Raw genomic sequence first — 24,525 nt, 5'->3', positions numbered from 1 at the left:
CGCGGCGTGCCTGCAGCTCGCCGCCGATAGGCGTCAAGCACCGAGGGAACATCCGCGTAGCGGCGAAAACATAAAAGGGGCTGGGCCCGGTGCAATACCGGACCCAGCCCCTTTGAACTCACGGTGCAGAGCCTATTTGGGAAGCTTCCGTGCTAGCTTCCAGACCGCGGGAATGATGGCCGCAGCGATGGCAGCCTTGACGATCCCGCCGATGATGAACGGGTACAAGCCCCATTCCAAGGTTTGCTGCAGGTTTGCACCGAGCGCAATCGCGAGCCAGACCATGCCGAAGGCGAACGTCGTTACCGTCCCGGCAAGGAACGACACCGCCGCGCCCAGGAACTTCCTGTCCCAGTTGCGTTCGGCCAGCTTTCCGACCAGATACGCGGAGGCAATGAATCCGACGATGTAGCCCCCGCTCGGGCCGAGTGCACTGGCTAGGCCCGAGGAAGCGTCCGAGAAGACCGGCAGGCCGGCAACACCGGCAATCCAGTAGGCGACCATGGCCAGGGCACCACGCACCGGTCCGAGGGCCGAGCCGACAAGGAGAACTGCTAGAGTCTGGCCCGTAATGGGGACGGGCCAGAGCGGAACGCTCAGCTGGGCCAAAACGGCGGTCAGGGCAGCACCGCCGAGTACGAGGGCAGTGTTTGCCACGGCGCTGCTGGGGACGAATGCGTCAGCGAGCACCCGCGGGGTCGCCGAGAGGACGGCACTAGACATTCTTGACTCCATCGTTCTGGGCCAGCTCGATCTCGCGCTCTTCGGCGAGAATCCACTGGACGTCTTCGAGAAATTCTTCCTCGTGCTTCCGCAGGGCGTCCGATTCCGGGCCGCCGTACGCGACGGCGACATCCTTAACGGAGTCGAACCATAGCTCGGCCATCCCGTGGAACGGCCACTCTTTCTTGTGTTCGATGGCGGGGTTCTGGCGGTACCGGCGGATGCCGGGAAGTTTGCGGACAAAGGCCGGGTGCTCGACGTTCCAGTATTTGAGGAACTCTTCCCGGGACAGGCCAGGCTTGCTCCGGATGACAGCGACAACTTTGATCATGGGCTTTCCTTAGACAGGGGTAACCGCTTGGCGGCGTTCCACCGGAACGGCTTTGCGCTTGCTGTAGAGGCTGAGGCGGTGGGTCAGCTCGTGGCGCAGGTTGTTGGCCGGCACCACGGCTTCAACGGCGTTGGCGTTGGCGATCTTGAACACGTCGATACCCTCGGCGTATTCGGCGTGCTTCTCCGCGACGAACTTCTTGCGCTCCTCGGGATCCTCGATCTCGTGGATCTGGTTGTAGTAGACCCCGTTGACCGCAGCGTCCGGCCCCATCAGGGCAGGCCTTGCCGTCGGCAGGGCGATCACGGCGTCCGGGTTCATGGGCGCGCCGGACATGGCCAAGTAACCGCCGCCATAGGCCTTGCGCACCAGGACCGTGATCCGCGGTACCCGGCATTCGGAGACCGCGAAAATCATCTTCGCCCCGTGCCGGATAATGCCCTGGCGCTCTACGGCAGAACCGATCATGTACCCGGCGATATCCACCAGGAAGATAATCGGAATGTTGTAGGCATTGCAGATCCAGATGAAGCGCGCCGCCTTATCCGAAGAGTCCGGGAAGATGGAGCCGCCCATGTGCTTGGGCTGGTTGCCGACCAGGCCCACCGGACGACCGTTGATCCGGGCAAACCCCGTAAGCATCTCGGGGGCGAACAATTCCTTGTACGGGAACCAGCTGCCTTCATCAACGAGCGACTCGACAAATTCCTCCATGTCGAACACCTCTGCCTCGCGCAGCGGCACGATGTCCTGCAGCGAGCGGCCCGGCCGCGGCTCCACGGGCGGTGCAATGGGTGATGGGGTTTCCCAGTTGGCGGGCAGGAAGGAAAGCCAAACGCGGATGGCAGCGATAGCCTCGGCGTCGTCCTCCACCAGTACGTCGCCCAGACCTGAAACGCTGCAGTGCATCTCCGCACCACCCATTTCTTCCAAGGTGACTTTCTCCCCGGTGACCATCTCGGCCAGGCGAGGCGAGCCGAGGTAGGCCGTGGCATGACCGCGAACCATGATGGTCATATCGCAAAGGGCGGGAACGTAGGCGGAGCCGGCCGGGGACGGACCGAAAAGTGCGCAGATCTGCGGCACCCGTCCGGAAATCTGGACCTGGTTGTAGAAGATGTTCCCCCAGGCATGCCGGCCGGCGAAGCTTTCAAACTGCTCGTCGATGCGCGCACCGGCCGAGTCGAAGAGGTAGATCAGCGGGATGCCGGCCGCGTCGGCTTTCTCCTGTGCATAGGTGATCTTCTCGAAGGTGCGGTTGCCCCACGTGCCGGCCTTAACGCTGAAGTCGTTGGCTATGACGCAGACTTCGCGTCCATCCACCTTGCCGAATGCGATAACAACCGCGTCGCCGGGCAGCCCCTCTTCGAATCGGGCCAGCAGGCCGTCCTCGATGTAATCCTCATTGTCGAACAACAGGGCCAGCCGCTGCCGGACCAGCATCTTGCCGGACGCCAGGATCTTTTCCCGGTTCTTCTCCGAGCCTCCGAGCCGTGCGGCAGCCAGGTTCTCTTCCAGCCGCTCGTGGACCGTTTGTTCCGGCACCAGCGGAAGTTCCTCCAAGCGGAGTTCTTCGGCAGTTTGCGTCTCGGTCATGGAATCCTCCAAATGAATTTGTTTACCGCCACCAGTATACGAACAAGCGTCCGCTAGTCTAGTCTTAGTTGTGAAAAGGTGAAGCCCATCACGGGCAGCATGCAGCCGTAGCACTGGGAAGGGATGGACATGGAAGACGCGATCGCGGGCCACGGCCCACAGGGACAATCGATAAAGGAACCCAAAGGGCGTCCCGAGCATTACTGGGACGCGCTGGTCACCGGCGACCGCATCCACAGTCCCGGCCTGACGATTACGGAGGCCCATCTGGTGTCCTGGGCCGGGCTCACAGGGGACTGGGTCTCGCTGCATCTCGACGATCAATACGCCGCGCAAAGCCAGTTCGGCCAGAGAATCGGCCATGGTCCGCTGACCCTCTCCGTTGCCCTCGGCCTCATGACGCAGACCGGATACTTCTCCAATGTCATCGCATGGTTGGGCCTGGACGCAGTACGCGCTCTCAAGCCGGTCTACATCGGCGACACCGTCCGGGTGAAGGCCGAGGTCGCCGAGGCGCGCGAAACCAAGAATCCCGATGCCGGCCTGTGGACGATCAACTACACGGTCGTCCAGCAGGACGACACAGAGGTCATGACGTTTTCCAGCAGCTTCTTGATCAAACGACGTTAGGGTCGGGCCGCGATCCGGCCCTGCACCATTGACCACGCCCAATTAGGAGTTCCCATGAGCCTAGCCACCAAGACCGAGACGACAACAGCAGAAGAGCTTGCTGCAGTCCGCCAGCGGGTGCGTGACGTCCTTGACGAACACGTAACCCCCGAGCGCCTGACCCGGCATGACGAGGAGGAGACCTACGACCTCGACCTGTACAGGGCACTGGCAAAGGCCGGGCTGATCCAACTCGAAGCCGAACTGGACGGAAGGCGTGCGCTGCACCAGAGCCAGACCATCGTCCTTGAGGAGCTGGGGGCCCGGGCCACGTCCATCGGAGTCAGCATCGTGGTGCAGTACATGGGTGTGGAGCTGCTGCACACGTTCGGCAATTCAATGCAGCGCGACCGCTTCCTTGCACCGCTGTTTGCCGGCGATGCCCGCATGTCCTTTGCCCTGAGCGAGCCCGACGGCGGCACCGACGTCGCCAGGGCGATGTCCACCCACGCCGTGGCCCAGGAGGACGGCAGCTACTTGATCTCGGGGAGGAAGAAGTGGATCGGCGGCGCCATGGATGCCGACTTCCTGATTGTGCTGGCCCGCACCACGAAGATTGAGCGCTCCGCGATCGACGGAATCACCATGTTCATCGTGCCGCGGGACACCCCCGGCATCCGGACGAACCCCATTGACACGATGGGGATCCGCGCACTGGAACAGTGCGACATCGAGTTCGAGAATGTGCGCGTTCCGGCAGAACTGGTGCTCGGCCGGGTGGACAAGGGCTTCAGGCAAGTACTCGGAACCCTTAACGGAGAGCGGCTCAACGGTGCTGCCGTTGCCTTCGGCATAGCTCGGGGAGCCCTCGACTACGCCGTCGAATACGTCAAGGAACGGCAGGCCTTCGGACGCCCGGTCGGCGCGTTCCAAGGTCTACAGCACATGCTCGTTGACGCCAGCGTGAAGATCGAGGGAGCGCGCCTGCTGCTGCAGAACGCCGCCCGGACGTCGGACGAGGACGAAGGGGCCAGCGAGACGCTCTCCGCAATTGCCAAACTCGCCGCGTCCGACGCCGCCACCACCGCAACCGATGTCGGCATGCGGGCGATGGGAGGCTGGGGCTTCCTGCGGCAGCTCCCTATGCAGCGGTACTTCCGCGACGCCCGCCTCTACACCTTCGCTCCGCTGACGGACGAGATGATCCGCAATTACATCGGTGAGAAGCACCTCGGACTCCCCCGCTCCTACTAAGCCGTCCAGTTCAAGCAAGAACAGCAAAACGAGAGGAACCCTTCTATGACCACCGAAACCTTCGACATCAACAAGAACACCGACATCTTCCGGGTCCATCGGGCCGCGGATCTTCAGGCCGCCCCCGGCCAGACGGAGAACGCACGCCGGATCTCAGGCGTTAGCAAGGAAAATTCCGCGGCCGACAGCCTTTGGTTCGGCAAAGTACACACAGGCCCCGGCGAAGTTTCGGGTGCCCACCACCACGGCGAAGCCCAAACCGGCGGCTACGTTTTCAAGGGCCGGGGCTTCATCCGCTACGGAGAAGGCTACGGCGAGATCGTCTACCTGGAAGAGGGAGACTTCGTCTTCGTCCCGCCCTACATGCCGCACATCGAGGGCAACGCCAGCAAGACCGAGGAACTGGTCTGGCTGACCACCCGCACCCCGGACAACATCGTGGTGAACCTTGAGGACCAGGAGATCTTCGATCTGGAGATCGACTACCGCTCCTGACCTGCTTCTTAGCCGGCGCAAGAGATCCAGCACCTGCCGGCTAAGCAATGCCGTCGAAGCTGCACTCGCGTAGATGGCCCCGGCAAACAGGCCGGGGCCATCTGTGGTGGACGTGTCCCCAGAGGCTACTTGCTGAAAGCCGAGGTCCGCTTAGAAGTCGTAGGCGGGCTTCCTGTCCCGGGCAAGAGCTACTCATAGCGGTAGCGGCATGCGGCAAGCAGAATCTCGTCGCCCGTAGTCCTGTAGACGAGCCGATGTTCTTCATTGATGCGCCGCGACCAATAGCCCTGAAAACCGTGCTTGAGCGGCTCGGGCTTACCGATCCCCTCATTGCCGTTTCTGGCAATGTCCCGGATGAGAAGATTGATCCGCTTGAGCATTCTGCGGTCCTGGACTTGCCACCATTCATAGTCGGCCCAGGCATCCTCGTCCCAGACAAGCCTCACTCGGCGAGGTCGTGTTCAGTGCCTCGACCCTTTTCCAACCGCTCAATGGAGGCAAGCAGACGGCGGGCGTTGGCAGGGTTTCGAAGCAGGTACGCGGATTCCTTCAAGGATTCATAGTCGTCCAGCGCCACCGTCACCACGGGCTCATGCCCGGCGCGAGTGATCACAACTTCCTCACGGTCATCCACGACGGAGTTTAGGGTTTCGGCATATTTAGCTCTGGATTCCGAATAAGACATCGTGCGCACAACATCCACCTTACGTACTCAATATTGTACGTAGAGGAGTCTTCGCGGCCAAGGAGACGCAGCAGGTAGACTCGCAGGCAGCGACACGGGGTGCCCCTTGAGGGGCTGAGAACAAACCCGTTGAACCTGATCTAGTTCGTACTAGCGAAGGGATGTCATGCAGCGGCTGCCGCGCAGTGCGCTGCACCCATCTTTTCGCCTTACTTCAAGGTGGAAAATCTCCATGCAGCTCGCAGAACAGACCGTACTGGTAACCGGCGGCGGCCGCGGACTCGGCGCGCGGATCGCCGCAGCCTTCGCGGAGGCGGGCGCCCGGATAGTCATCAACTACCGCAGCAGCGGCGTTGCCGCGGAGGAACTGGCCGCAAAGTTCGGGCCGGAGCAGGGGCTGGCCCTGCAGGCTGACGTCACCGATGCCGGACAGGTGGCGGAGCTGTTCAGCCGGGCCGAAGCCCACTTCGGTAGTGCCGTGACCACAGTGGTCAACAATGCGCTGGCCGACTTCTCCTTCAATGGAGATGCCCGCTCCGGCGCCGCCGGCATCTCCTGGGCGGAGTTCGAGGCCCAGTTCTCCGGCAGCGTGCGCGGCGCCTTGAACACCGCGCAGCAGGCGATTCCCGGCATGAGCCGCCAGCGCTTCGGCCGGATCATCAACATTGGGACCAACCTCTTCCAGAATCCGGTTGTGCCGTACCACGACTACACCGCGGCCAAGGCGGCGCTGCTCTCGCTGACCCGGACGCTGGCGGCGGACATGGGCCCGCACAACATCACCGTCAATATGGTCTCCGGCGGCCTGCTCCGCACCACCGACGCCAGCTCCGCCACGCCGGAAGAGGTCTTCGACCAGATCGCCGCCTCCACTCCGCTGCGCAAAGTCACAACGCCGGAAGAACTGGCCGACGCGGTCCTGTTTTTCGCGTCGCCGTGGGCCCGCTCGGTGACCGGACAGAACCTGGTGGTCGATGGCGGACTGGTGATGAACTAGTGGCTGCCCGGCAACTGCACTTCAACGCATTCCTGTTCGGCTGCGGCCACCACAGCGCAGCCTGGCGCCGGGCGCTGTCCCCCATTGAGCAACTCGGCGACATTGAATACTACGAGCGGCTGGCCGGCACTGCCGAGCGGGGCCTGTTTGACGCCGTTTTCTTCGCCGACGGCCACTCGGCGGGCAACCCGGGCACGGGTCCGCTCTGGCATCTGGAACCGTTGACGGCGCTGTCAGCCATGGCCCGAGCCACCGGCAGGATCGGCTTGGTCAGCACCGTTTCGGCCACCTTCCATACTCCGTTCCACGCCGCGCGAATGCTGGCCTCCCTCGACCACATCAGCTCCGGACGCGCCGGCTGGAATGTGGTCACGTCGATGTTCGACGCCGAGGCCCGCAACCACGGGCTGGCGGCCATGCCCGGGCACAGGGAACGCTATGACCGTGCCTCGGAGTTCATCGACGTCGCCCTGGCGCTGTGGGATTCCTGGACGGACGACGCCCTTGTCCTGGACCGGAAGGGTCACTATGCGGACCCCGACCAAGTCCGGCCGCTGCATCATGAGGGACCGCACTTCCTGGTCGATGGACCCCTCAACGTGCCCCGCTCCCCGCAGGGCAGACCCGTCCTGTTCCAGGCCGGCGCGTCGGAGCAGGGACGCGACCTCGCTGCGCGTTATGCGGAGGGCATCTACGCCGTCGCCTATGACCTGCCCGCCGCGCAGGCGTACTACGCGGATGTGAAACGCCGTGTCGCGGCAGCCGGACGAAACCCGGACAAGGTTGCCGTCATGCCCGGACTGGTGACCTACATCGGGACAACGGCGGCGGAAGCCCAGGCCAAACAGGCCGAGACGGATGCGCTGCTGCCAACGGAACACTCCCTTGCCCAGCTGGGCAGCTTCATCCGGCAGGACTGCAGCAGCTGGGAACTGGACGCCCCCGTGCCACGCCTGCCTCCGGCGTCGGAGTTCACCGGTCCGCAAGGCCGCTACGCAACCATCCTGCGGATTATCGACGTCGAACGGCCCACCGTGCGCCAGCTGCTCGGCAGGCTGGCGGCCGGCGGCGGTCACTGCACCATGACCGGCACTCCCGAACAGGTGGCGGACCAGATCGAGCTCTGGTTCACCTCCGGCGGGGCGGACGGATTCAACCTGATGCCGCCGCTGCTGCCGGATTCCCTCGACGAGTTCGTGGACCGTGTCATTCCGGTCCTGCAGGGCAGGGGGTTGTTCCGCACCTCCTATGCGGGCAGCACGCTGCGCGAGCATCTGGGACTGGAGCGGCCGGCCGTAGCCTAACGGCGCGGGCAGCTTGGCTGGGGTGACTTCCTTCACTTAGGATTATGACGCCGCATGCTGGGTGAGAGGCATCACACTTAAGGGGCTGGCGCCGGCGGAGCAAGCGGGGGCCGGCCAGGTCCAGCAGGCCCCTGACCGGCGGAATTCCGGCAGCGGGCGAGGGGGAGGGCTTCTTTAGTGCCCATAGGGCATCAATCCATGCCGATGCAGTCTTGGACGGGCATCGATCCTCTTAACTAACGTGTCCGGTGCGCTGTGGCTCCAGACACAGGAGTGCGTGCCACGGCTCACCAGTTCCACCTATCCGAAGGATCAGCCCCACATGCAGTCTGCAGACCTCGCCGTCGCGGATGTGGCCACAGCCACCAAGAAATTCTTCTCCCGCGTCCTTCCCATCATGCTGGTCATGCTGGTGTGCAACCAGTTGAACCGCTCCAACATCGGCTACGCCCAGGAACACCTGCAGGCCGACGTGGGCATCGGCGCCGCCGCGTACGGCTTCGGGGCCGGCCTGTTCTTCATCGCCTACGCGCTGTTCGAGCTGCCCAGCAACATGATGATGGAGAAGTACGGCGCCAAGGTGTGGCTGGCCCGGATCATGGTCAGCTGGGGAATCGTGGCGTTCCTGATGTCCTTCGTGCAGAACGAGACGATGTTCTACGTCCTGCGCTTCCTGCTGGGCGCGGCCGAGGCGGGTTTCTTCCCGGCCGTCATCTTCTACTTCTCCCGCTGGGTGCCGGCTGGCCAGCGCGGCCGTGCGACGGCGCTGTTCATCGCCGGATCCTCGATCGCCGCCGCACTATCCGGCCCGATCGCCGGCGGCCTGCTGACCCTCGACGACACCCTCGGACTGCACGGCTGGCAGTGGCTGTTCGGCATCGAGGGCACGCTCTCCGTCGTCGTCGGCATCATTGTGTTCTTCCTGCTGGACTCCAAGATCCAGGACGCCCGCTGGCTGACGGCCGGCGAGAAGGCCGCCCTCAGCGCCACCATTGAGGCCGAGGACGCTGCGCATATCAAGAACGACGACGGGGCCAAGTTGAACCGTTGGAAGATGCTGCTCAACCCGCAGATCATGCTGCTCTGCCTGATCTACTTCTCGATCCAGCTCTCCATCTACGCCAACACCTTCTGGCTGCCGGCCATCGTGCGGCAGATCCCCGGCACGACCGATCTGACCGTTGGCTTCCTCTCCGCCATCCCGTGGGTCTGCGCGGTCTTCGCCATGTACTTCGCCGGCAAGCTCCAGGACAAGGCGCGGTCCAAGCGGCCGCTGCTGGTGGTGGCGCTGCTGGTTGCCGCCGCGGGCACGTACTGCGCCGCCGTGGCCTCGCCGGTCCTGGCTTTGGTGTTCCTGGCCATCGCCGCGATGGGCTTCAAGAGCGCCTCCCCGCTGTTCTGGACGATCCCGCAGTCCGGCCTGCACCCGATGGTGCTGGCGCCGGCCATCGCGATCATCAACTCCATCGGCAACCTCGGCGGGTTCGTCGCCCCGTTCGGCTTCGGCATCATCAAGGAGCAGACCGGCAGCGTCATCCCGGGCCTGTTCGGCCTCGCCGCGGTCTCGGCCATCGCCGCCGGCATCGTCTATTTCCTCCACGAACGGCGCCCCGATGCGCCGATCAAGGGCGGCGCGAAGAGCGAGGCCAAGCAGGCTGGCACCGAGAGGCCGGCCGCGCTGCGCGGGCGCCACGCCTAGCCAACCTGCCGGATGCAGCGGAGGCCCGGGACCGATCCGTTCGGTCCCGGGCCTCCGCTGCTGGTGACGACGAGAACTACGAAGTGCTCACCCGCCTCACCGAGCACTTTGAGCAGCACCACCCGGGCGGCCGGACTCCTCAGGAAATCGAGGCGAGGACGAGGGGCTGCTGGCCGTCCCAGCCCCCGGTGAGGAAGTGGGCGCCGGCGGCGCTGTCGCGGGCGGCGGGGAGGTGGTCGACGGCGAGGGTCGTTTCGCCGGCTGTAATAGTGGTGACGCTCCCCGCGGTGGCGGGGGCCGCCGTCGTTATTTCCGGCACCTGCGTGCCAGGGGTGCCGCTGCCGCGGACGGTGACGACGGCGGGGACTGGCTCGAGGGTGCCATCGACGTCGCGGAACACGTCGGCTCCGGTGCTGCCCTGCAGGATGGCGGCGGCGAGCGTGGCGACGTAGACCGGGTCGGCGGTAGCGTCGTAGATCCAGCGGTCGCCGAGCACGGAGTGCTCCATGGTGCCGGCGAGTGCGGCCTCGGCTCCGTTCAGGGGCGCACCGCGGTAGGTCAGCGGGACGTGCACGATGCGGCCGTCGAGCCGGAGCAGGTGGGACTCCATGCCGACGGTGCCGGCCGGGTCATCGAAGCGGTATGCGCCGAGGTACTCCAGGTCCGCGGCGTCGGCCCCAGGCGGGAACCAGGACTGCTGCGGCAGCCAGGCGGAGAGGAGTTCCTGCTTGGTCGGGTTCAACACTGCGTCGTAAATGATGGCCATGGCTGTAGCCTACGGTGCCGGGGCAAGGGCGGCCGCGGGTTCGGCGGAATCCTCGGCCGTCAGGTACTGGTGGTTGCACGGGGCCGCGGAATCCCCGGCCGACAGGTGTGGCGCCGGGCACGAAAGTCGGTGCGGGCGGGCGGCGGGGCGTAGAATCGATTGGCCGCATTTTCGGCCAATCCCCTTTTCTGCCGAAACTAGGTTTGTTGCCATGCCTCAATTCGCCCAGGCTCTCGCCCGCGGCTTGAATGTCCGCCACATCCGCTTCATGGCCCTCGGCTCCGCGATCGGGACGGGTCTGTTCTACGGCTCGGCCGCCGCGATCCAGTCTGCCGGCCCGGCGGTCCTGCTGGCCTACATGATCGGCGGCGCGGCCGTCTTCCTGGTCATGCGGGCGCTCGGCGAGATGGCGGTGCGGCATCCGGTCTCGGGATCGTTCGGGCAGTACGCCAGTCGCTACCTCGGGCCGTTCGCGGGGTTCATCACGGGCTGGACGTTCGCGTTCGAGATGGCCATCGTGGCGATCGCGGATGTGACGGCCTTGGGCATCTACATGGGCTTCTGGTTCCCGGAAGTGCCGCGCTGGATCTGGATCCTGGCCGTGGTCTTCCTGATCGCGGCGCTGAACCTGATGCGTGTGAAGGTCTTCGGCGAGGCCGAGTTCTGGCTCTCCATCATCAAGGTCTCCGCCATCATTGCGATGATTGCCGGCGGCATTGCCATTGTGGTCTTCGGTTTCGGACTGCCCGACGCCGCGAATCCGGGCCTGGGCACGATGCTCGGCGAGGGCGGGTTCTTTGCGAACGGGTTCTGGGGCCTGCTGGCCTCCTTCTCGATCGTGATGTTCGCGTTCGGCGGGATCGAGACGATCGGCATCACGGCCGGCGAGGCGGAAAACCCGAAGAAGGCCATCCCCGCCGCGGTCAACACCGTGCCGGTGCGCATCCTGCTCTTCTACGTCCTGACCCTGGGCGTGCTGATGATGATCTTCCCGTGGAACCAGATCGACGGCGAGACCAGCCCGTTCGTGCAGATCTTCGACTCGCTGGGCATTCCGGCCGCGGCGCACATCCTCAACGCGGTGGTCATCACCGCCGCGCTCTCGGCGATCAACTCGGACACCTTCGGGGCCGGCCGGATGATGTACGGGCTGGCGCAGCAGGGACAGGCTCCGGCGTCGTTCGCCAAGATTTCCCGTCACGGAGTGCCGTGGATGACGGTGGCGACGATGACCGCGGTGCTGCTGGCCGGCGTCGTACTCAATGCCCTGCTGCCCGAGTCCCTGTTCACGATCATCGCTTCCATCGCCACCTTCGCGACCGTCTGGGTGTGGCTGATGATCCTGCTCTCGCACATCGCGATGAAGCGCGAGATCAAGCGCAAGGGGCTCGCGGCGTCCGAGTTCGGCGTGCCGTTCTGGCCGGTGGCGTCCTACGCGGCGCTGGCGTTCATGGTGTTCATCGTGGTGCTGCTGGGCGTGATGCCGGAGACCCGCGTGGCCATGGTGGTGGGCGTGGTGTGGATCGGCCTGCTGTTCGTGGCATACCGTTTCGGGGTCAGGGGCAGGGGGCACGCCCGCGCGGAACTGGCGGACGAGACCGCCGCGGCTACGGAGGCCGCTGCCAGGCCGGCCGACGCAAACCGGTAGCACCCGGGGCAGGCGGAGCTGAGCGGGCGCGGCGTCAGCACCGCAGCGCCCGTTGCCACCCGGGGTACCCTGAGACATGGCGACAAACTACGTCCGCGGTGCCTCGATCACTTGCGCGGCGTCGCGGGCCGAAATCCAGGAGATGCTCAGCCAGTACGGAGCAACGGGCTTCCGGACCGGGTCCGAGAACGGCCGGACGATGATCGCGTTCACCGCGGATCGCCGAAGATTCCGGTTTTTGTACGAGCCACCCGGCACCCCCGAGCCCGCCGGCGCCGCGCGCAGCCCCCAGCAGCGGTCGTTCCCGCGCCCGCAGGGCCGCGATGAATTTTCCCGCCGGTACTGGCACAAGCTGTCCATGCTGGTCCGGGCCAAGCTGGAGGCCGTGAGCGCGGGAATTGCCAGCTTCGAGGACGAGTTCCTCGCCTACATGGTTCTGCCCGGCGGTGAGACCGTGGCGCAGAATGTGCGGCCGGGGATCGCCAGGGCCTACGCCACCGGCGTCCGGCCTGCGTCGCTGGGCGACGGCGGCCGATAGGGTCCGGGGCGGGCGCGCGTCCTCAACGCGGTGGTCATCACGGCCGCGCTGCCGGCGTTCGACTGGACGTCTTCGGAGCCGGCCCGGGCCGTTGCGGCGGAGCGGCGCGGCTAACCCCGCCGCCCGCGGGCGCCGCCGGTGGCCTGCCGGCCCGGGACTAGTACGTCCGCTCGACGTCGAATTCCAGCGGCGGCAGTGCGGCCCGGCGGCGGACCAGGTCCAGGGCGTGTGCGTCCAGCTTCCTGTCCTCGTCCGTGCGCAGCACCAGCTGCGGAACCTCGGCGGCGTGGCCGTCCGCGTTCCGCGTGACGAACACGGTCATGCATTGCGTGGTGTCCCGCCACTCGCCCCCGCGCGGGTCGCGGGCCCGGACGTGGACGGCGATGTGCATGGAGTGCGGACCGGTATGGATCATCCGGGCGGACAGATCCACCAGGTCTCCGATGTGGATGGGGCTCAGGAAGTGGATGCCGCCCGAGTAGACGGCCACCGCGTCGGCGCCGCACCAGCCCATGGCGCAGGCCCGGGCCACCTCGTCGATCCACCGCATGACGATTCCGCCGTGCGCATTGCCGCCCCAGTTCACGTCGCCCGGGGCGGCCAGGAAGCGGAAGCGTTCCGACGGCGTCGTCCCCGCGTCCGTGTACTCCTGGCCGCGCATGATGTCGCGGATGTCGCGCCGCGCCTCCACCCGGCCGGCGATGCCGCGGGCCAGGCGGGCGGAGGCTTCGTCGCCCGGCTCCCAGGCCGGGATTTGGCGCGGACGGCCGTCCTCGTCGACGGCGACGAACACGAGGATGCAGTCCATGGCGGGCTTGAACTCGCGGGAGCGGACGTCGGCGGCGTCGACGGTGACCACCACCTGCATGCTGGAACGGCCGGTGTGCGCGATGCGGGCCGTGACCTCGATCAGGTCGCCGTTGACGATGGGCCGGGTGAAATGCACGTTGCCCACGTAGGCGGTGACGCAGTAGCCGCCCGAGTAGCCGACGGCGCAGGCGTAGCCGGCCTTGTCGATCCACTCCAGCACCCTGCCCGCCTGCACCGTGGTCCCGTCCTGCGCGACGTCGGCGGGTGCAGCGAGGAAACGGAGCATGATCGAATCTTCCATGCCGACATGCTAGCCCGCGGGAGGGGTACTAAGGCACCTTCGCAAAGGAGGATAATGGAATGTTGCTTCGGGCAAACATCAGGTATTAGGTCGACGAGAGGAACCAGCGACAGACGTGGGCATTGAACAAACAAGCAGGCTGTGGACCAAGGACTTCATCCTCGCGATCGTCACCAACTTGTTCATCTCGATGGTCTACTACCTCCTGATGGTTTCGATGGCGCTCTACGCCGTGGAGCGGTTCCAGGCCTCGGACAGCGCGGCGGGCTTCGCGTCCAGCTCATTCATCATCGGCGCGGTGGTGGCGCGGCTGTTCAGCGGCCGGTTGATGGAGGTTGTGGGCCGGAAGCGGCTGCTCATTGTCAGCCTTGCCGCCTACACCCTCCTGTCCTACCTCTACATTCCGAGCGGCTCGCTCGGGCTGCTGCTGGGCCTGCGGCTGCTGCACGGCATGGCGTTCGGGGCGGGCAGCACGGCCCTGGCGGCCGGGGTGCAGGGGCTCATCCCGCCGGCGCGGCGCAGCGAGGGTACCGGCTACTTCGGGGTTTCGACCACGCTGTCGACGGCGGTGGGACCGTTCCTGGCGGTGCTGCTCTCCGCGGGCGGCAACTACGACGGCATCTTCTGGTTCTGCACGGTCTCCTCCATTGCGGCGCTGGCGGTGGGCCTGCTCCTCCGGCTGCCCGAGCGCCGCATCCCCGCCGTCGAAAATCCGACGCCGGAAGACCCGGCCTCGCCGGCCCCGGTTCCGTCCGGGAAGAGGAGGCGCCGGATGGGGCTGACGTCCATCGTTGACCCGGATGCCCTGCCGATCTCGCTGGTCACGCTGCTGGGCGGCTTCGCCTACTCCGGCATCGTGGCGTTCCTGACCTCCTACACGCGGGAGAAGGGGCTGGATTCGGCGGCCGCCCTGTTCTTCCTGGTCTACGCCATCGCCGTCCTCGTCTCCCGGCTCTTCGCCGGACGGATCCAGGACCGGCGCGGCGACAACATGGTCATGTACCCGATGCTGCTGGTCTTCGCGGCGGGGCTGGCGCTGCTCGCGTTCGAGCCGAACTTCACCACGATCGTCCTCGCGGCGGCGTTCAGCGGGCTGGGCTTCGGCGGCCTGATGCCGGCCGTCCAGGCCATCGCGGTCAACGCCGTACCCGAGGCCCGGATGGGCCTGGCGACGTCCACGTTCTTCGTGATGCTCGACGTGGGCGTGGGCTTCGGTCCCGTGCTGCTCGGTGTCTTCCTGCCGCTGACGGGGTTCGGCGGAATGTACGCCGGGCTTTGCGTGCTGGTGGTCCTCAGCATCGGGGTCTACGTCCTGGTGCACGGCCGGAAGCCGGCGGCGCAGCGCCCCGTTGTGGCCCAGCTTAATTCCGCGGCGGCCGGCGAAGGCTGAACCGGCCGGCCCAGCGACGGAATCTGCGGACTTTTATCGGCATCCAAAATATAGGCGCAGGTCAGCGGCACGCGGAGCACGGAAAGTCTGCCGGTTTCCGCCAAAGCCTGCCGTGTTCCGTCAGAGTTTGCTGAAGTCCGCCAAAGCCTGCCGTGTTCCGTCAGAGTTTGCTGAAGTCCGCCAAAGCCTGCCGTGTTCCGTCAGAGTTTGCTGAAGTGCGCCAAGGCCTGCCGTATTCCGCCGCAGTTGGGGGCTCCCGCTCGCCGGGGGCGTCGAGGCAGGCGCGAGGAATACCGACGCACACCTAAATGTTGACGTGTCCATGAAGGTTGAGATCTGGTCTGACGTTGCGTGCCCCTGGTGCTTCATTGGAAAGCGCCGCTTCGAGAGCGCCCTGGGGAACTTCGAGCACAAGGAAGGGGTCGAGGTGCAGTGGCGCAGCTACCAGCTGGATCCCACGCTGCCGGAGCACTATGACGGCACCGAGACCGAGTACCTGAGCGAGATCAAGGGCATGCCGCAGCAGCAGGTCCGCCAGATGTTCGAGCACGTCACGGCCCAGGCCGCCGGCGAGGGCCTGGTCTACGACTTCGACAGGATCGTGGTGGCCAACAGCTTCATGGCCCACCGGTTCATGCATCTGGCCAAGGAGCACGGCAGGATGGACGCGGCCAAGGAGGCGCTGCTCTCCGGCCACTTCGAACACGGTGAAGACATCGGCGACATCGATTACCTGGTGCGCACCGGCGTCGCACTTGGCCTCGATGAGGCCGAGGTCCGCGAGGCACTGGCCGGCGACAAATACGCCGCGGAGGTCCGTGCCGACGTCGCGGAGGCGCGGGCGCTGGGCGTAAACGGCGTGCCGTTCTTCGTGCTGGACCGCAAATACGGGATCTCCGGCGCGCAGCCGGCCGAGGTGTTCGGGCGCGCGCTGCAGCAGGCGTGGGCGGAGCGTTCTCCGCTGACCGTCCTGTCGGGCAACGCGAACGACGGCGCGACCTGCGGTCCGGAGGGCTGCAACTGACCCTTGGAGGTGCTTCCGGCGGCACCGCAGCCGCCGGGTGGCTCTCATCCTCGCCGGATGATTCGAGGCACATCCGCCCCGGACCATAATGGCGGTTACGGAGCCGGTGGTGCTCCGGGGCCCGCCGAGAGGATCCTGGGATGACGGGATGCGCCTCCGTACCGCAGGGGGCCGTTTGGGCGCTGCTGCTGCCGCCACTTCCTTTGTCAGGGTGAGCGCCTAGGCGGGAGGACGTCGATGCTGGAGGCACTTGGCTGGGGATTGCTGGCCGGCTCGTCCTTCCTCATAGGGGGCCTGATCGCTCTGCGCTGGAACGTAGGCAACAGTGTCTTCCTCGGCGCGCTGACGGCGCTTGGCGCGGGCGCTCTGCTGTCGGCCGTGTCCTACAAGCTCATTGCGGAAGCCGGACGGATGGCCGGGGGAAGCGGCTACGTCGGCGCGGGATTGCTTGGCGGGGCCGTGGCGGCTGCGGTGGTGACCTCCGGCAAGCTGCGGGGCGGCAGATTGTCAGGACCTCCCCGCCACGATCCGAGTTTTTGGATCGTGGGGTTGTCCGTGATCGCGGAAGCCATCATCATCACCGGGGCCCTGCTCGGAAGCGCCGGACTCAGCGCCGCTGTGCTTGCCGCGGTCTTCCTGTGCGGGTTCCCCGAGTCCATGGCCGACACCGGGCCGTTGCGCTCTGCGGGCCACACCAGGGCCCAGATTATCGGCGGCTGGCTGTCAATGATGCTCCTGTGCGGAGTGGCTACTGCCGCATTCACGGGGCTGCTGACTCCGGCGCCGGCGGTACTCGTGGCGTTTGTGCTGGCGTTCGCCGGCGGCGGCATCCTCACCTATGTGATCGTCCACATGATTCCGGAGGCGATCAAGGACGCCGGCGCCGTCACCGGAATCACCGCCGCAGTCGGCTTCGGCCTCTCCTTCTCCCTCGTCGAGATTCTCGGCGCGCACTGACTGGCCACTGACGAGCGCGGCGGGGATAGATCCGGTGGCCATCGCGACGCCCCATCACGGCTTCGGCGTCAAGGCTTCGGCGAACCGTCGGGCTCCGGGTTTTGGTTGCCCCGCCGCCGACGTGCGCGGATCTCATGGTCCTCCTGCTCGAGGAGTTCCTTGAGCTCCGTTCGATCTCCGGTGAACGGCCGCCACCAGGCCATGGACGGGTCCGAATCGAGCAGGATGGTGCGGGCCAAGAGGGTCAGCGGGACGGCAAGGATGGCCCCCACAGGACCAAGGACCAGCGCCCAGAACAGTACGGAGACGAAGGTCAGCGTCTCACTAAGGGCGACCGCATTGCCGACGAATTTCGGCTGGATGATGGACTGGATGATGCTGTTGAACACGCCATAAAACACTATGACGGCGACGGCGGTCGGCCAGCCTCCCGTGAGGAACCCGAAGAACAGGGGCGGGACGATGGCGATGAAGTAGCCGATGTTGGGGATAAAACTGCAGATGAACGAGAGCAGCCCCCACAGCAGGGCGCCGGGGACCTGCAGGATGAGCAGGACGAGCCAGTTGATCAGGCCCTGCGCTGCGCCAAGGATCGTTGTGGCGACCATGTAGCGGCGGACTCCCGTCGCGAAGTCGTTGAAGGCCGAAACGATGGATGGCCGGCGGTACTCCAGGTGGGTCAGCAGGGCCGGCACGCGTGAGCCGTCGATCGCCATCAGGATCAGCGTCGTCAGTATGACGACGAGGATACCGACGACTGCCGTGATGTTACCCAGCAGGCCGGCAACGAAGCTGACAATGCGGCTCGGGCTGAATCCCTGAAGGACGGTCTGCACCTGTTCGGTGCCGAAGCCGATCTTTTCCAACAGCGCGGCGATAGAGGCGCCGAGTTGGCCGAGCTGGTCGGCGTACTGCGGCAGCAGCGCGGAGAACTGCGCGACCGCAGTAATGAGGATCGCGGTCAGGCCGGCCAGCAGGGCAAAAACGGCGACGATTGTGCTTCCGGTGGCCACACCTCGGCGGATTCCGTGCGCCTGCATCCAGTGCCGCAAGGGATGCACGCAGAGCGTCAGCACAAACGCCAGGAACACCGGGGTGAAGACCCCCCTGGCTGCGGAAAGGCCAAACGCCGCGATGGTTGCACCGGCGAGGGTGAGCAGGATGGTGGTGCTGCGGGGAAGGACGGGACGCGGCTCAGGTCCAGTTGGTTCCGGGCTCATTGGTCCCTCCTCTATTTCGTTAGCCGCCGGCTCGATGATGCTCCGGACCCTGGTGCCGGTCGTCGTCCCCGTTCGGGCGGGCACCGGTCCCGGTCGCTTCACGTCAGCAGCCTGGCTTTCGCGGCGGCGAATTCCTCATCGGTCAGCACGCCGGAAATCCGCAGCTCGGCGAGTCTGGCAAGCTGATCGGCGAGCTGGTCACCGCCGGCCGGAGCAGCCGCCGGAATTTCGGCGACCGGCATGTCAGGGGGCGTGGTCCCGGCGGTCTGCGACCCTTGCTCCCAGCGCGCTCGGGCCCGGCGCTCGACGACATTCGACGTCGCCTGCGCCGTACCGGATACAACAGCTGTCCGCGCGACGGTTCCCAGCAGACCGGGTCTTCTGTCCCTGGCTGACGGCATGGGATTTCCTCCTGTCGGTTTCAGCAGTCAGGTCGCCTCGACCCCGTCTGCCTCAAAGGCCCTCACGACTGTTTCATGGGGAATCCGGGCGTGCAGGGCAACAACGCCGCCGGCATTGCGTACGTCTTCCGCGAGGCGCTGCGCCCAGCGGTGTTCGAGTGCTGCCACCAGGGCGGTCTCGTTGTTGCCAATGGATTCCGCCGCTATCCCGATGTCCGCGTCGCTGAGCAGCGTCAAGGGGCGGGAACCGACGATCATGGCAGACCATGCCGGGGGCAAGTCATCTTCCAAGTCGCGCACATGCACCACGCCCTGCCCGTCCCGCGTGACCAGGACCAGATCAATGAGGGCTATGGCTCCGGACCGCACCGCCCTGCTGAGCGACACGATGACCGGCTCATCAACTTCGGGCTCCGGGAAGGCGCAGACGATGACTTCAACTGGACCGACTTTCATGTGCAGCTCCTGATCCCGCGTGCGGCAGTCGAGCTCTTGCCCTATCGCCGATTATCCGCAGAGAGTCCTGGTGCAGCCTCACCCGCACCGGATGGTCTGCGGCCGGGCGAGGTTTTCCCGGCCTCTCCGCTGTTCCGTCGAACAGGCTCCCGGTACCGGCGGGGCAAAATCATTCCCGGGAGATGAGCCGCGAGCGCTTCAGCAGTGTTGGAATTGCCTCGGAAAGGACCGTGACATGTGTCGATGGCTCGCCTATTCAGGTTCACCTGTGAGTTTGGAAGATCTCCTCTTCAAACCCACCAACTCGCTCGTCGTGCAAAGCAAACACTCCCGCTTAGGCGCAGAAACCACGAATGGGGACGGTTTCGGCGTCGGGTGGTACTCCACCCAGCCGAATCCGGGCGTGTTCCGCAGCACCGAACCGGCGTGGAACGACCGCAACCTGCGGGAGCTTTCGGTCCATGCCAGATCCGGCCGCGTCTTCGCGCACATTCGTGCCTCCACCGGATCTGCGGTTCAGCAATCGAACTGCCACCCCTTCCGCCACGACCGGTGGCTGTGGATGCACAACGGGCTCATCAGGGACTTCCCGGCGGTGAAACGCGACCTGGCGCTGGCTGTGGAGCCCGGACTGTTCCCGGATATCGAAGGGTCGACGGACTCCGAAGTCTTTTTCTACCTTGCGCTGACGTTCGGCCTCGAGCAGGACCAGCCGGCAGCGGTCGCTTCCGCGGTCGGCTTCATCGAGGACGTCGGACGCCGCCACGGCGTCGAGAACCCGATCCAGATGACGGTGGCGACCACCGACGGCGACACTACGTGGGCCTTCCGGTACTCCAGCGAGGGCGTCTCCCGGTCGCTCTTCCGCAGCACGGACGTTTCCACCTTGCAGGCCCATTTCCCGGACAACGTCCTGCTGCAGGGACTCTCCGAGGACGCGCGCCTGGTCGTATCCGAGCCTTTGGGTGACCTCCAAGGAGCATGGCAGGAAGTGCCCGAGTCCACGTGCCTCGTCGTCCACGGCGGCGAAGAGGAGTTCCTCCCGTTCGCGCCGACGGCTGCCTGATACCCCCCAGAAGGAGCATTGCCGGGCCCCTTAGGCACGCCTAAAGTGTCGCACGTGAGAGAGGTTTCGTCCTCTGCGGACGTATCTTGCCCGCAGGCCAAAATCCGACCACCTAAACGCAATGCTGACACGCTGGAGCGTCCGCGTTTAGAGGCTGCTTTGTCCAAGTCCACGGCGGCCCACCGGTTGACTCTCGTCGTCGCCCCCGCGGGTTACGGCAAAACCGCACTGCTGGCTGACTGGGTGCACGGTACCGGCCTGCCCTCCGCATGGCTGTCCCTCGATCAGTTCGATGGGCGGCCCGCCCGGCTGTTCCATGGCGTGGTGACGGCCCTTCAGTCAGCGGCAAAAAACCTTTCCCGTTCCGAAGGCAATGCCTTACTGGCCCTGGACCGCAGCCTGTCACAGGACCCGGCCGAGTCCTACGACCTTGTGCTCAGCGCCCTTGAGCGATTGGCAGAACCCATCATCCTCGTCATTGACGACCTCCATATGGCCGAGCCCGAACTGGCGCACGGGATCATCCCGGTACTTGCCGAGCGTGCGCCTCCTACCTTGCGGCTCGTCCTCTCGGGCCGCTGCTATCCCTCAATCCGGCTGGAAAGGTTGCGCCGCGCGGAAGGCGTGGGCGAGGTCCAGGCTGGAGATCTCGCCTTCACCCCTGATGAAATAGCCCGCGTCGCGTCCTTTCTGGGCCATGAGTCCGAGGCCGACGCAGAATCCCTGAGGCAGGCGACGGCCGGCTGGCCGGTCGTCGTACATGAAATGCTCGTCGCTCCGGTGCGTGCCGATTGTCCGCCGGACGATCGCGGGAATGCCGTACCGGCGAGGGTGCCTCTCGCGGACTACGTCGCCGAGGAAGTCCTGGGCCAGTTGACGCCCCAGCTGGCCGATTTTGTGCTGCGTGCCACGACGTGCGACCGGCTTGACAGCCGGCTGGCCGCCGAGCTCTACGGGCAGCCCGGCGGAAGTATGCTGCTCCAGGAATGCCGCCGCAGCGTCCTGTTCATCGAGGAAGACAGTTGCCGCGGCGAATCCCACTACCACTGGTCTTCCCTCTTCGCGGCCCAGTGCCGCGCAATACTCGAGCGGCGGGACCCCCTGCTCGCCGAACGGCTCCATCGCATCGCCGCCAGGCATTACCAGGACAGCGACGTCAGGCTCTGTGTCTCCGAGGCACTGCGCGGCAACGATCCCCCGCAGGCGGTCGCCTCACTCGGGGAACACTGGCTGGAGTTCGTGCTGCGCAATGACACCCGGGCCCTGGAGCACCTGTGCCTTGAACTTCCCGGGCATTGGGGCGAAGACCCCGAAATACTCATGATCAGGAGCGCGTGCCGCAATCGTGCCGGCGACACCTCTTCCGCGTCTGAGATGAAAAAGCGCGCGCTTGCCGGACTTCCGGCGTTGGCTCCATTCCGCCAACGCCGCGCCGAAATCAACATGGGCCTCTTCGAGCTGTTCCTGATGGAGGGCCGGCCGGATCTGGCGGCCGCGGCCGGGGAAGGCCGCGTGCTTCTGGAGGCGGCGGACAGCCATCCCGCGGCGCATTCGACGGGCCTCTTCCTCCTCGGGCAGGCTGAAATGCGGCTGCTCGAGGGTGCGCCGAAGGCGGTCTCCCTGCTGGAGGAGGCGACGGCTGCCGGGCGGGCAAACCACCTTGAGATCATAGAGGTCTGCTCCGCTGCAGGATTGGCGTTGGCGCTGGTCGCATCCGGTGATTTGCGCGGCGCTGACGACCAGGGGGTACACGCCTTGGAACGCGCCGCAGCGCTGGAGTGGCGATCTCCGGAACAGCTGGCTTCAGTCTGGCTCGCCCGGGGAATCAGCTGCTATTGGAAGGATGAGCTCTCAAAGGCGCGTGCGTACCTTGCCGCGGCGCTGCGGTCCGGCACGCGGCTCTTCCCCTTTGGTCCGCTGGCGCTCATCTACCAAGTCCTTGTCGATTGTGCCACCGGCAATCCGGCGCACCTTGCCGAGTCCAACGCGATACTGGATGCAGTGGACGGCCGGGGCCTGTTCCAGGGGCCGTTGAGGGCCTTCCGGAACCTCGCGCTGGCGAAAGTCTCCGAAGCGAAGGGGGATCCGGACACGGCCATGAGGATTACCCGATCGCTCGGCCCGGGCGGGAACCCGCCGCTCGTGGACGCCTTCCTGGCAGAGCTCCTTCGCCGTGGAGACGAGGCCGCCGCTGCACAACTCTGCATCGACTCGCTGGCGAACCGCCGGCGTGCCTCATTCGTCGACACCAATGTTTCGCTCACCGAGGCGCTCCTGGCCCACGGCCGCGGTGAGACGGCGGCTACCCACGAACGGATAGAGCATGCGCTCAATCGTGCCGAACCGCAGTCCATCCTTCGCCCTTTTGCAGAGCGGCGCGGCGACCTCGCAGAACTGCTCGTACAGCACACCGCCTGGGGCACCAGCCATCAGGCGTTCATCGCAGCGCGGACGGCACCGCAGGTGCAGGACCACGCCCACCATACGCGTTCGTACTGGGATCTTACGGAACGGGAACTCGAGGTCCTCGCGTACATGCGCTCCATGATGACGGCAGCCGAGATGGCCGAGGCGCTCTATGTTTCGGTCAACACGGTCAAGACGCACCAGCGGTCCATCTACCGCAAGCTCGGCGCATCGGGCCGGCGCGAGGCCCTGACCATTGCCGTGGAGCGTGGCATGTTCGAAGGCACGGCCTCCAGGACCCGGCCCGAGGATGGCCACTACGATTTCACCGTCAACGGATGAGGCGCGCATATTCGGCGGGGTCCACAATGGCAATGCCTGCCAATGTCAGGCGGCCGCCGGCATTAGCCACGGTCCGTCCGTGAGAGGAGTCTCCCATGTCGAGGACAACGCCGATTCTTGCCGGAGCAGCCGCGCTCGGGACAGCCGTCGTGCTGCTCACGGGCTGCAGCAGCAGCCCGCAGGAGGACGTATCGAAGGCTTGCACAGATGCAGCGGCCTTTGGCGCAGCTCTGAAGAGCTTCCAGGAAAGCCTGTCCCCGGACGCGACGATAGACCAGGTCAAGGCGGCGCGCGACGAAGTCGAGAAGACCCATGACGCCCTGGCGGACTCCGCCGAGAAAGTCGCCCAAGACCGGATGAAGGCGCTGGATAATGCCTGGGACGGGTTGGACAAGGCCGTCAAGGACATTCCCGATGACGCCACGCTGCAGCAGGCCGCGGACAGCCTGAAGAACGAAGCGGCGGATGTCCAGACCGCGCGCAACGACGTAGCGAGCGAGCTCAACTGCAAGTGACCCGGCCGTGGCCAGCGTCCGAAATCCCGCGGGGAGGCACCTCCCGGCAGGCCTCATGCGCAAGCGGAAGATTTTCAGTTATGGGTAAAAACAAGAGCAAGGCCGGGAACAGTAAGTCCGAAGGCGATTCGGCTGCAACCGGCGCCATGAAACGGCGGGACTTCGAGCAACTCGTCAAACCGCTGCAGGGCGAACTCGTGGCCGTCCAGGAGTGGACAAAAAGAGCCGGGGCCAAGATCATCATTGTCTTCGAAGGCCGCGACACCGCCGGCAAAGGCGGGGTGATCAAGACAATCACTGAACGCGTCAGCCCCCGCGTGTTCCGCGTGGTGGCCCTGCCAACCCCAACCGAGCGCGAAAAATCGCAGATGTACGTCCAGCGGTATGTGCGTCATTTCCCGGCAGCGGGAGAGATCGTCATCTTCGACCGGAGCTGGTACAACCGGGCCGGGGTGGAACGGGTCATGGGCTTCTGCACCGATGACCAGGCGAAGAAGTTCCTCGAGATCGTGCCGGCGTTCGAACGTGCCATGGTCGAGTCGGGAATCCTCCTGTTGAAGTACTGGCTGGAGGTCACCGCCGAGCAGCAGACCGAGCGGTTGCAGAGCCGGATCGACGACCCGCGCAAGTACTGGAAGCTCTCGGACATGGACCTGAAGTCCTACAGCCGCTGGTATGACTACTCGCGGGCCCGGGACGATATGTTCCGGGCTACCGATACCGCGTGGGCGCCGTGGCACATCGCCGACACCAACGATAAGAAGCGCGGGCGGCTCAACATCATCAGCCACATCCTGAGCCAGATACCGTATGAGCCGCTCGCGAGTCCCGATGTAAAACTGCCAAAACGGCAGGCACCCAACGGCTACCAGGAGCCGACGTACCTTCCCCGTGAGGTTCCTGCAGCCTACTGACCGCCGCCCTCGTGCAGGTCACGAATCCGGCGGATTCCTTGAATCCATGCGACCACGAGCCGCGCAATAGTAAGGGCC

25 protein-coding genes and 1 riboswitch are annotated in these 24,525 nt (G+C 65.6%); of the genes, 15 read left to right on the top strand and 10 right to left on the bottom strand.

Annotation, left to right across the window (positions count from 1 at the left end):
* Positions 1–132 precede the first annotated feature (132 nt).
* From WFH44_RS17715 to WFH44_RS17705, 3 genes are read right to left on the bottom strand one after another with little or no spacing between them, the layout of a single operon-like run.
* Entirely contained in the window at positions 133–723 is a 591-nt protein-coding gene (locus tag WFH44_RS17715) for a biotin transporter BioY (RefSeq protein ID WP_336715451.1), read from the bottom strand.
* The gene (locus WFH44_RS17710) at positions 716–1,054 is read right to left on the bottom strand and encodes an EthD family reductase (RefSeq protein WP_336715450.1); all 339 of its coding nucleotides are present in this window, start codon (positions 1,052–1,054) and stop codon (positions 716–718) included. The genes WFH44_RS17715 and WFH44_RS17710 overlap by 8 nt, the downstream gene beginning before the upstream one ends.
* A 9-nt stretch (positions 1,055–1,063) precedes the next feature.
* Entirely contained in the window at positions 1,064–2,650 is a 1,587-nt protein-coding gene (locus WFH44_RS17705; RefSeq protein ID WP_336715449.1) for an acyl-CoA carboxylase subunit beta, read from the bottom strand.
* 129 nt (positions 2,651–2,779) lie between these two features.
* On the opposite strand from WFH44_RS17705, the gene WFH44_RS17700 reads away from it, so the two are divergent.
* The 3 genes from WFH44_RS17700 to WFH44_RS17690 are packed head-to-tail and all read left to right on the top strand — an operon-like array spanning position 2,780 to position 5,008.
* Positions 2,780–3,280, top strand: a complete 501-nt coding sequence (locus tag WFH44_RS17700) for a MaoC/PaaZ C-terminal domain-containing protein (protein WP_336715448.1) — start codon at positions 2,780–2,782, stop codon at positions 3,278–3,280.
* Positions 3,281–3,334: 54 nt separating this feature from the next.
* On the top strand, positions 3,335–4,513 hold the full coding sequence (locus tag WFH44_RS17695; RefSeq protein WP_336715447.1) for an acyl-CoA dehydrogenase family protein: 1,179 nt from the start codon (positions 3,335–3,337) through the stop codon (positions 4,511–4,513).
* 45 nt (positions 4,514–4,558) lie between these two features.
* A complete protein-coding gene (locus WFH44_RS17690) occupies positions 4,559–5,008 on the top strand; it encodes a cupin domain-containing protein (RefSeq protein ID WP_336715446.1) in 450 nt (149 codons plus the stop codon).
* 188 nt (positions 5,009–5,196) lie between these two features.
* On the opposite strand, the gene WFH44_RS17685 is transcribed toward WFH44_RS17690, so the two are convergent.
* Positions 5,197–5,454 carry a Txe/YoeB family addiction module toxin gene (locus WFH44_RS17685; protein ID WP_336715445.1) on the bottom strand — a complete coding sequence of 86 codons (258 nt, stop codon included), beginning with the start codon at positions 5,452–5,454 and terminating at the stop codon, positions 5,197–5,199.
* Positions 5,451–5,702 carry a type II toxin-antitoxin system Phd/YefM family antitoxin gene (locus tag WFH44_RS17680; protein WP_336715444.1) on the bottom strand — a complete coding sequence of 84 codons (252 nt, stop codon included), beginning with the start codon at positions 5,700–5,702 and terminating at the stop codon, positions 5,451–5,453. The genes WFH44_RS17685 and WFH44_RS17680 overlap by 4 nt, the downstream gene beginning before the upstream one ends.
* A gap of 76 nt (positions 5,703–5,778) precedes the next feature.
* Positions 5,779–5,872: riboswitch (TPP riboswitch) on the top strand.
* Positions 5,873–5,925: 53 nt separating this feature from the next.
* Here WFH44_RS17680 and WFH44_RS17675 point away from each other — a divergent pair.
* The 3 genes from WFH44_RS17675 to WFH44_RS17665 all read left to right on the top strand — a co-directional run bounded on the left by WFH44_RS17675 (position 5,926) and on the right by WFH44_RS17665 (position 9,693).
* Positions 5,926–6,690, top strand: a complete 765-nt coding sequence (locus WFH44_RS17675; protein ID WP_336715443.1) for a 3-oxoacyl-ACP reductase — start codon at positions 5,926–5,928, stop codon at positions 6,688–6,690.
* Positions 6,690–7,994: an LLM class flavin-dependent oxidoreductase gene (locus tag WFH44_RS17670; protein WP_336715441.1), complete on the top strand. Its 1,305-nt coding sequence runs from the start codon at positions 6,690–6,692 to the stop codon at positions 7,992–7,994. The genes WFH44_RS17675 and WFH44_RS17670 overlap by 1 nt, the downstream gene beginning before the upstream one ends.
* A 322-nt stretch (positions 7,995–8,316) precedes the next feature.
* Positions 8,317–9,693, top strand: a complete 1,377-nt coding sequence (locus tag WFH44_RS17665) for an MFS transporter (RefSeq protein WP_336715439.1) — start codon at positions 8,317–8,319, stop codon at positions 9,691–9,693.
* A 139-nt stretch (positions 9,694–9,832) separates the two neighbouring features.
* On the opposite strand, the gene WFH44_RS17660 is transcribed toward WFH44_RS17665, so the two are convergent.
* A complete protein-coding gene (locus tag WFH44_RS17660) occupies positions 9,833–10,459 on the bottom strand; it encodes a CG0192-related protein (RefSeq protein ID WP_336715438.1) in 627 nt (208 codons plus the stop codon).
* 211 nt (positions 10,460–10,670) lie between these two features.
* Here WFH44_RS17660 and WFH44_RS17655 point away from each other — a divergent pair, with 211 nt between their 5' ends.
* Entirely contained in the window at positions 10,671–12,107 is a 1,437-nt protein-coding gene (locus tag WFH44_RS17655) for an amino acid permease (protein WP_336715437.1), read from the top strand.
* Positions 12,108–12,183: 76 nt separating this feature from the next.
* Positions 12,184–12,645 (top strand): hypothetical protein, encoded by a 462-nt coding sequence (locus tag WFH44_RS17650; protein ID WP_336715436.1) that lies wholly within the window; start codon positions 12,184–12,186, stop codon positions 12,643–12,645.
* A gap of 157 nt (positions 12,646–12,802) precedes the next feature.
* Here WFH44_RS17650 and WFH44_RS17645 read toward each other — a convergent pair whose 3' ends face one another.
* The gene (locus WFH44_RS17645) at positions 12,803–13,756 is read right to left on the bottom strand and encodes an acyl-CoA thioesterase (protein WP_336715434.1); all 954 of its coding nucleotides are present in this window, start codon (positions 13,754–13,756) and stop codon (positions 12,803–12,805) included.
* Between the two features lie 115 nt (positions 13,757–13,871).
* Here WFH44_RS17645 and WFH44_RS17640 point away from each other — a divergent pair, with 115 nt between their 5' ends.
* The 3 genes from WFH44_RS17640 (at position 13,872) to WFH44_RS17630 (ending at position 17,127) form a co-directional block, all read left to right on the top strand.
* Entirely contained in the window at positions 13,872–15,146 is a 1,275-nt protein-coding gene (locus WFH44_RS17640) for an MFS transporter (RefSeq protein ID WP_336715433.1), read from the top strand.
* 322 nt (positions 15,147–15,468) lie between these two features.
* Entirely contained in the window at positions 15,469–16,170 is a 702-nt protein-coding gene (locus WFH44_RS17635) for a DsbA family oxidoreductase (protein WP_336715591.1), read from the top strand.
* Between the two features lie 237 nt (positions 16,171–16,407).
* On the top strand, positions 16,408–17,127 hold the full coding sequence (locus tag WFH44_RS17630; RefSeq protein ID WP_336715431.1) for a ZIP family metal transporter: 720 nt from the start codon (positions 16,408–16,410) through the stop codon (positions 17,125–17,127).
* 68 nt (positions 17,128–17,195) lie between these two features.
* On the opposite strand, the gene WFH44_RS17625 is transcribed toward WFH44_RS17630, so the two are convergent.
* The 3 genes from WFH44_RS17625 to WFH44_RS17615 all read right to left on the bottom strand — a co-directional run bounded on the left by WFH44_RS17625 (position 17,196) and on the right by WFH44_RS17615 (position 19,204).
* A complete protein-coding gene (locus WFH44_RS17625) occupies positions 17,196–18,347 on the bottom strand; it encodes an AI-2E family transporter (RefSeq protein ID WP_336715429.1) in 1,152 nt (383 codons plus the stop codon).
* A 98-nt stretch (positions 18,348–18,445) separates the two neighbouring features.
* Positions 18,446–18,748: an SHOCT domain-containing protein gene (locus WFH44_RS17620; protein WP_336715426.1), complete on the bottom strand. Its 303-nt coding sequence runs from the start codon at positions 18,746–18,748 to the stop codon at positions 18,446–18,448.
* 27 nt (positions 18,749–18,775) lie between these two features.
* Positions 18,776–19,204 carry a DUF6325 family protein gene (locus tag WFH44_RS17615; protein ID WP_336715424.1) on the bottom strand — a complete coding sequence of 143 codons (429 nt, stop codon included), beginning with the start codon at positions 19,202–19,204 and terminating at the stop codon, positions 18,776–18,778.
* A 235-nt stretch (positions 19,205–19,439) separates the two neighbouring features.
* Between WFH44_RS17615 and WFH44_RS17610 the strand changes: the two genes are divergently transcribed.
* The 4 genes from WFH44_RS17610 to ppk2 all read left to right on the top strand — a co-directional run bounded on the left by WFH44_RS17610 (position 19,440) and on the right by ppk2 (position 24,447).
* Positions 19,440–20,270 carry a class II glutamine amidotransferase gene (locus WFH44_RS17610; RefSeq protein WP_336715422.1) on the top strand — a complete coding sequence of 277 codons (831 nt, stop codon included), beginning with the start codon at positions 19,440–19,442 and terminating at the stop codon, positions 20,268–20,270.
* Positions 20,271–20,324: 54 nt separating this feature from the next.
* Positions 20,325–23,018 (top strand): helix-turn-helix transcriptional regulator, encoded by a 2,694-nt coding sequence (locus WFH44_RS17605; protein WP_336715420.1) that lies wholly within the window; start codon positions 20,325–20,327, stop codon positions 23,016–23,018.
* Between the two features lie 95 nt (positions 23,019–23,113).
* On the top strand, positions 23,114–23,533 hold the full coding sequence (locus WFH44_RS17600) for a hypothetical protein (RefSeq protein ID WP_336715418.1): 420 nt from the start codon (positions 23,114–23,116) through the stop codon (positions 23,531–23,533).
* Positions 23,534–23,613: 80 nt separating this feature from the next.
* Positions 23,614–24,447, top strand: coding sequence for a polyphosphate kinase 2 (gene ppk2 / locus WFH44_RS17595; RefSeq protein ID WP_336715416.1), 834 nt, complete (start codon positions 23,614–23,616; stop codon positions 24,445–24,447).
* The last annotated feature ends 78 nt before the right edge of the window (positions 24,448–24,525 follow it).

The sequence above is a fragment of the Arthrobacter sp. USHLN218 genome (assembly GCF_037144715.1).
In the GTDB taxonomy this organism is placed as follows: Bacteria; Actinomycetota; Actinomycetes; order Actinomycetales; family Micrococcaceae; genus Crystallibacter.
Note: the sequence above shows the minus strand (reverse complement) of the source record. Positions and strands in the feature narration are given on the sequence as shown.

What these genes read in the sequence shown, in the direction of transcription:
- WFH44_RS17625 (WP_336715429.1), bottom strand. Translation starts at nt 18,347, where the DNA reads ATGAGCCCGGAACCAACTGGACCTGAGCCGCGTCCCGTCCTTCCCCGC.
- WFH44_RS17695 (WP_336715447.1), top strand. Translation starts at nt 3,335, where the DNA reads ATGAGCCTAGCCACCAAGACCGAGACGACAACAGCAGAAGAGCTTGCT.
- WFH44_RS17630 (WP_336715431.1), top strand. Translation starts at nt 16,408, where the DNA reads ATGCTGGAGGCACTTGGCTGGGGATTGCTGGCCGGCTCGTCCTTCCTC.
- WFH44_RS17715 (WP_336715451.1), bottom strand. Translation starts at nt 723, where the DNA reads ATGTCTAGTGCCGTCCTCTCGGCGACCCCGCGGGTGCTCGCTGACGCA.
- ppk2 (WP_336715416.1), top strand. Translation starts at nt 23,614, where the DNA reads ATGGGTAAAAACAAGAGCAAGGCCGGGAACAGTAAGTCCGAAGGCGAT.
- WFH44_RS17645 (WP_336715434.1), bottom strand. Translation starts at nt 13,756, where the DNA reads ATGGAAGATTCGATCATGCTCCGTTTCCTCGCTGCACCCGCCGACGTC.
- WFH44_RS17710 (WP_336715450.1), bottom strand. Translation starts at nt 1,054, where the DNA reads ATGATCAAAGTTGTCGCTGTCATCCGGAGCAAGCCTGGCCTGTCCCGG.
- WFH44_RS17675 (WP_336715443.1), top strand. Translation starts at nt 5,926, where the DNA reads ATGCAGCTCGCAGAACAGACCGTACTGGTAACCGGCGGCGGCCGCGGA.
- WFH44_RS17600 (WP_336715418.1), top strand. Translation starts at nt 23,114, where the DNA reads ATGTCGAGGACAACGCCGATTCTTGCCGGAGCAGCCGCGCTCGGGACA.
- WFH44_RS17615 (WP_336715424.1), bottom strand. Translation starts at nt 19,204, where the DNA reads ATGAAAGTCGGTCCAGTTGAAGTCATCGTCTGCGCCTTCCCGGAGCCC.
- WFH44_RS17620 (WP_336715426.1), bottom strand. Translation starts at nt 18,748, where the DNA reads ATGCCGTCAGCCAGGGACAGAAGACCCGGTCTGCTGGGAACCGTCGCG.
- WFH44_RS17650 (WP_336715436.1), top strand. Translation starts at nt 12,184, where the DNA reads ATGGCGACAAACTACGTCCGCGGTGCCTCGATCACTTGCGCGGCGTCG.
- WFH44_RS17660 (WP_336715438.1), bottom strand. Translation starts at nt 10,459, where the DNA reads ATGGCCATCATTTACGACGCAGTGTTGAACCCGACCAAGCAGGAACTC.
- WFH44_RS17635 (WP_336715591.1), top strand. Translation starts at nt 15,469, where the DNA reads ATGAAGGTTGAGATCTGGTCTGACGTTGCGTGCCCCTGGTGCTTCATT.
- WFH44_RS17655 (WP_336715437.1), top strand. Translation starts at nt 10,671, where the DNA reads ATGCCTCAATTCGCCCAGGCTCTCGCCCGCGGCTTGAATGTCCGCCAC.
- WFH44_RS17690 (WP_336715446.1), top strand. Translation starts at nt 4,559, where the DNA reads ATGACCACCGAAACCTTCGACATCAACAAGAACACCGACATCTTCCGG.
- WFH44_RS17700 (WP_336715448.1), top strand. Translation starts at nt 2,780, where the DNA reads ATGGAAGACGCGATCGCGGGCCACGGCCCACAGGGACAATCGATAAAG.
- WFH44_RS17665 (WP_336715439.1), top strand. Translation starts at nt 8,317, where the DNA reads ATGCAGTCTGCAGACCTCGCCGTCGCGGATGTGGCCACAGCCACCAAG.
- WFH44_RS17610 (WP_336715422.1), top strand. Translation starts at nt 19,440, where the DNA reads ATGTGTCGATGGCTCGCCTATTCAGGTTCACCTGTGAGTTTGGAAGAT.
- WFH44_RS17705 (WP_336715449.1), bottom strand. Translation starts at nt 2,650, where the DNA reads ATGACCGAGACGCAAACTGCCGAAGAACTCCGCTTGGAGGAACTTCCG.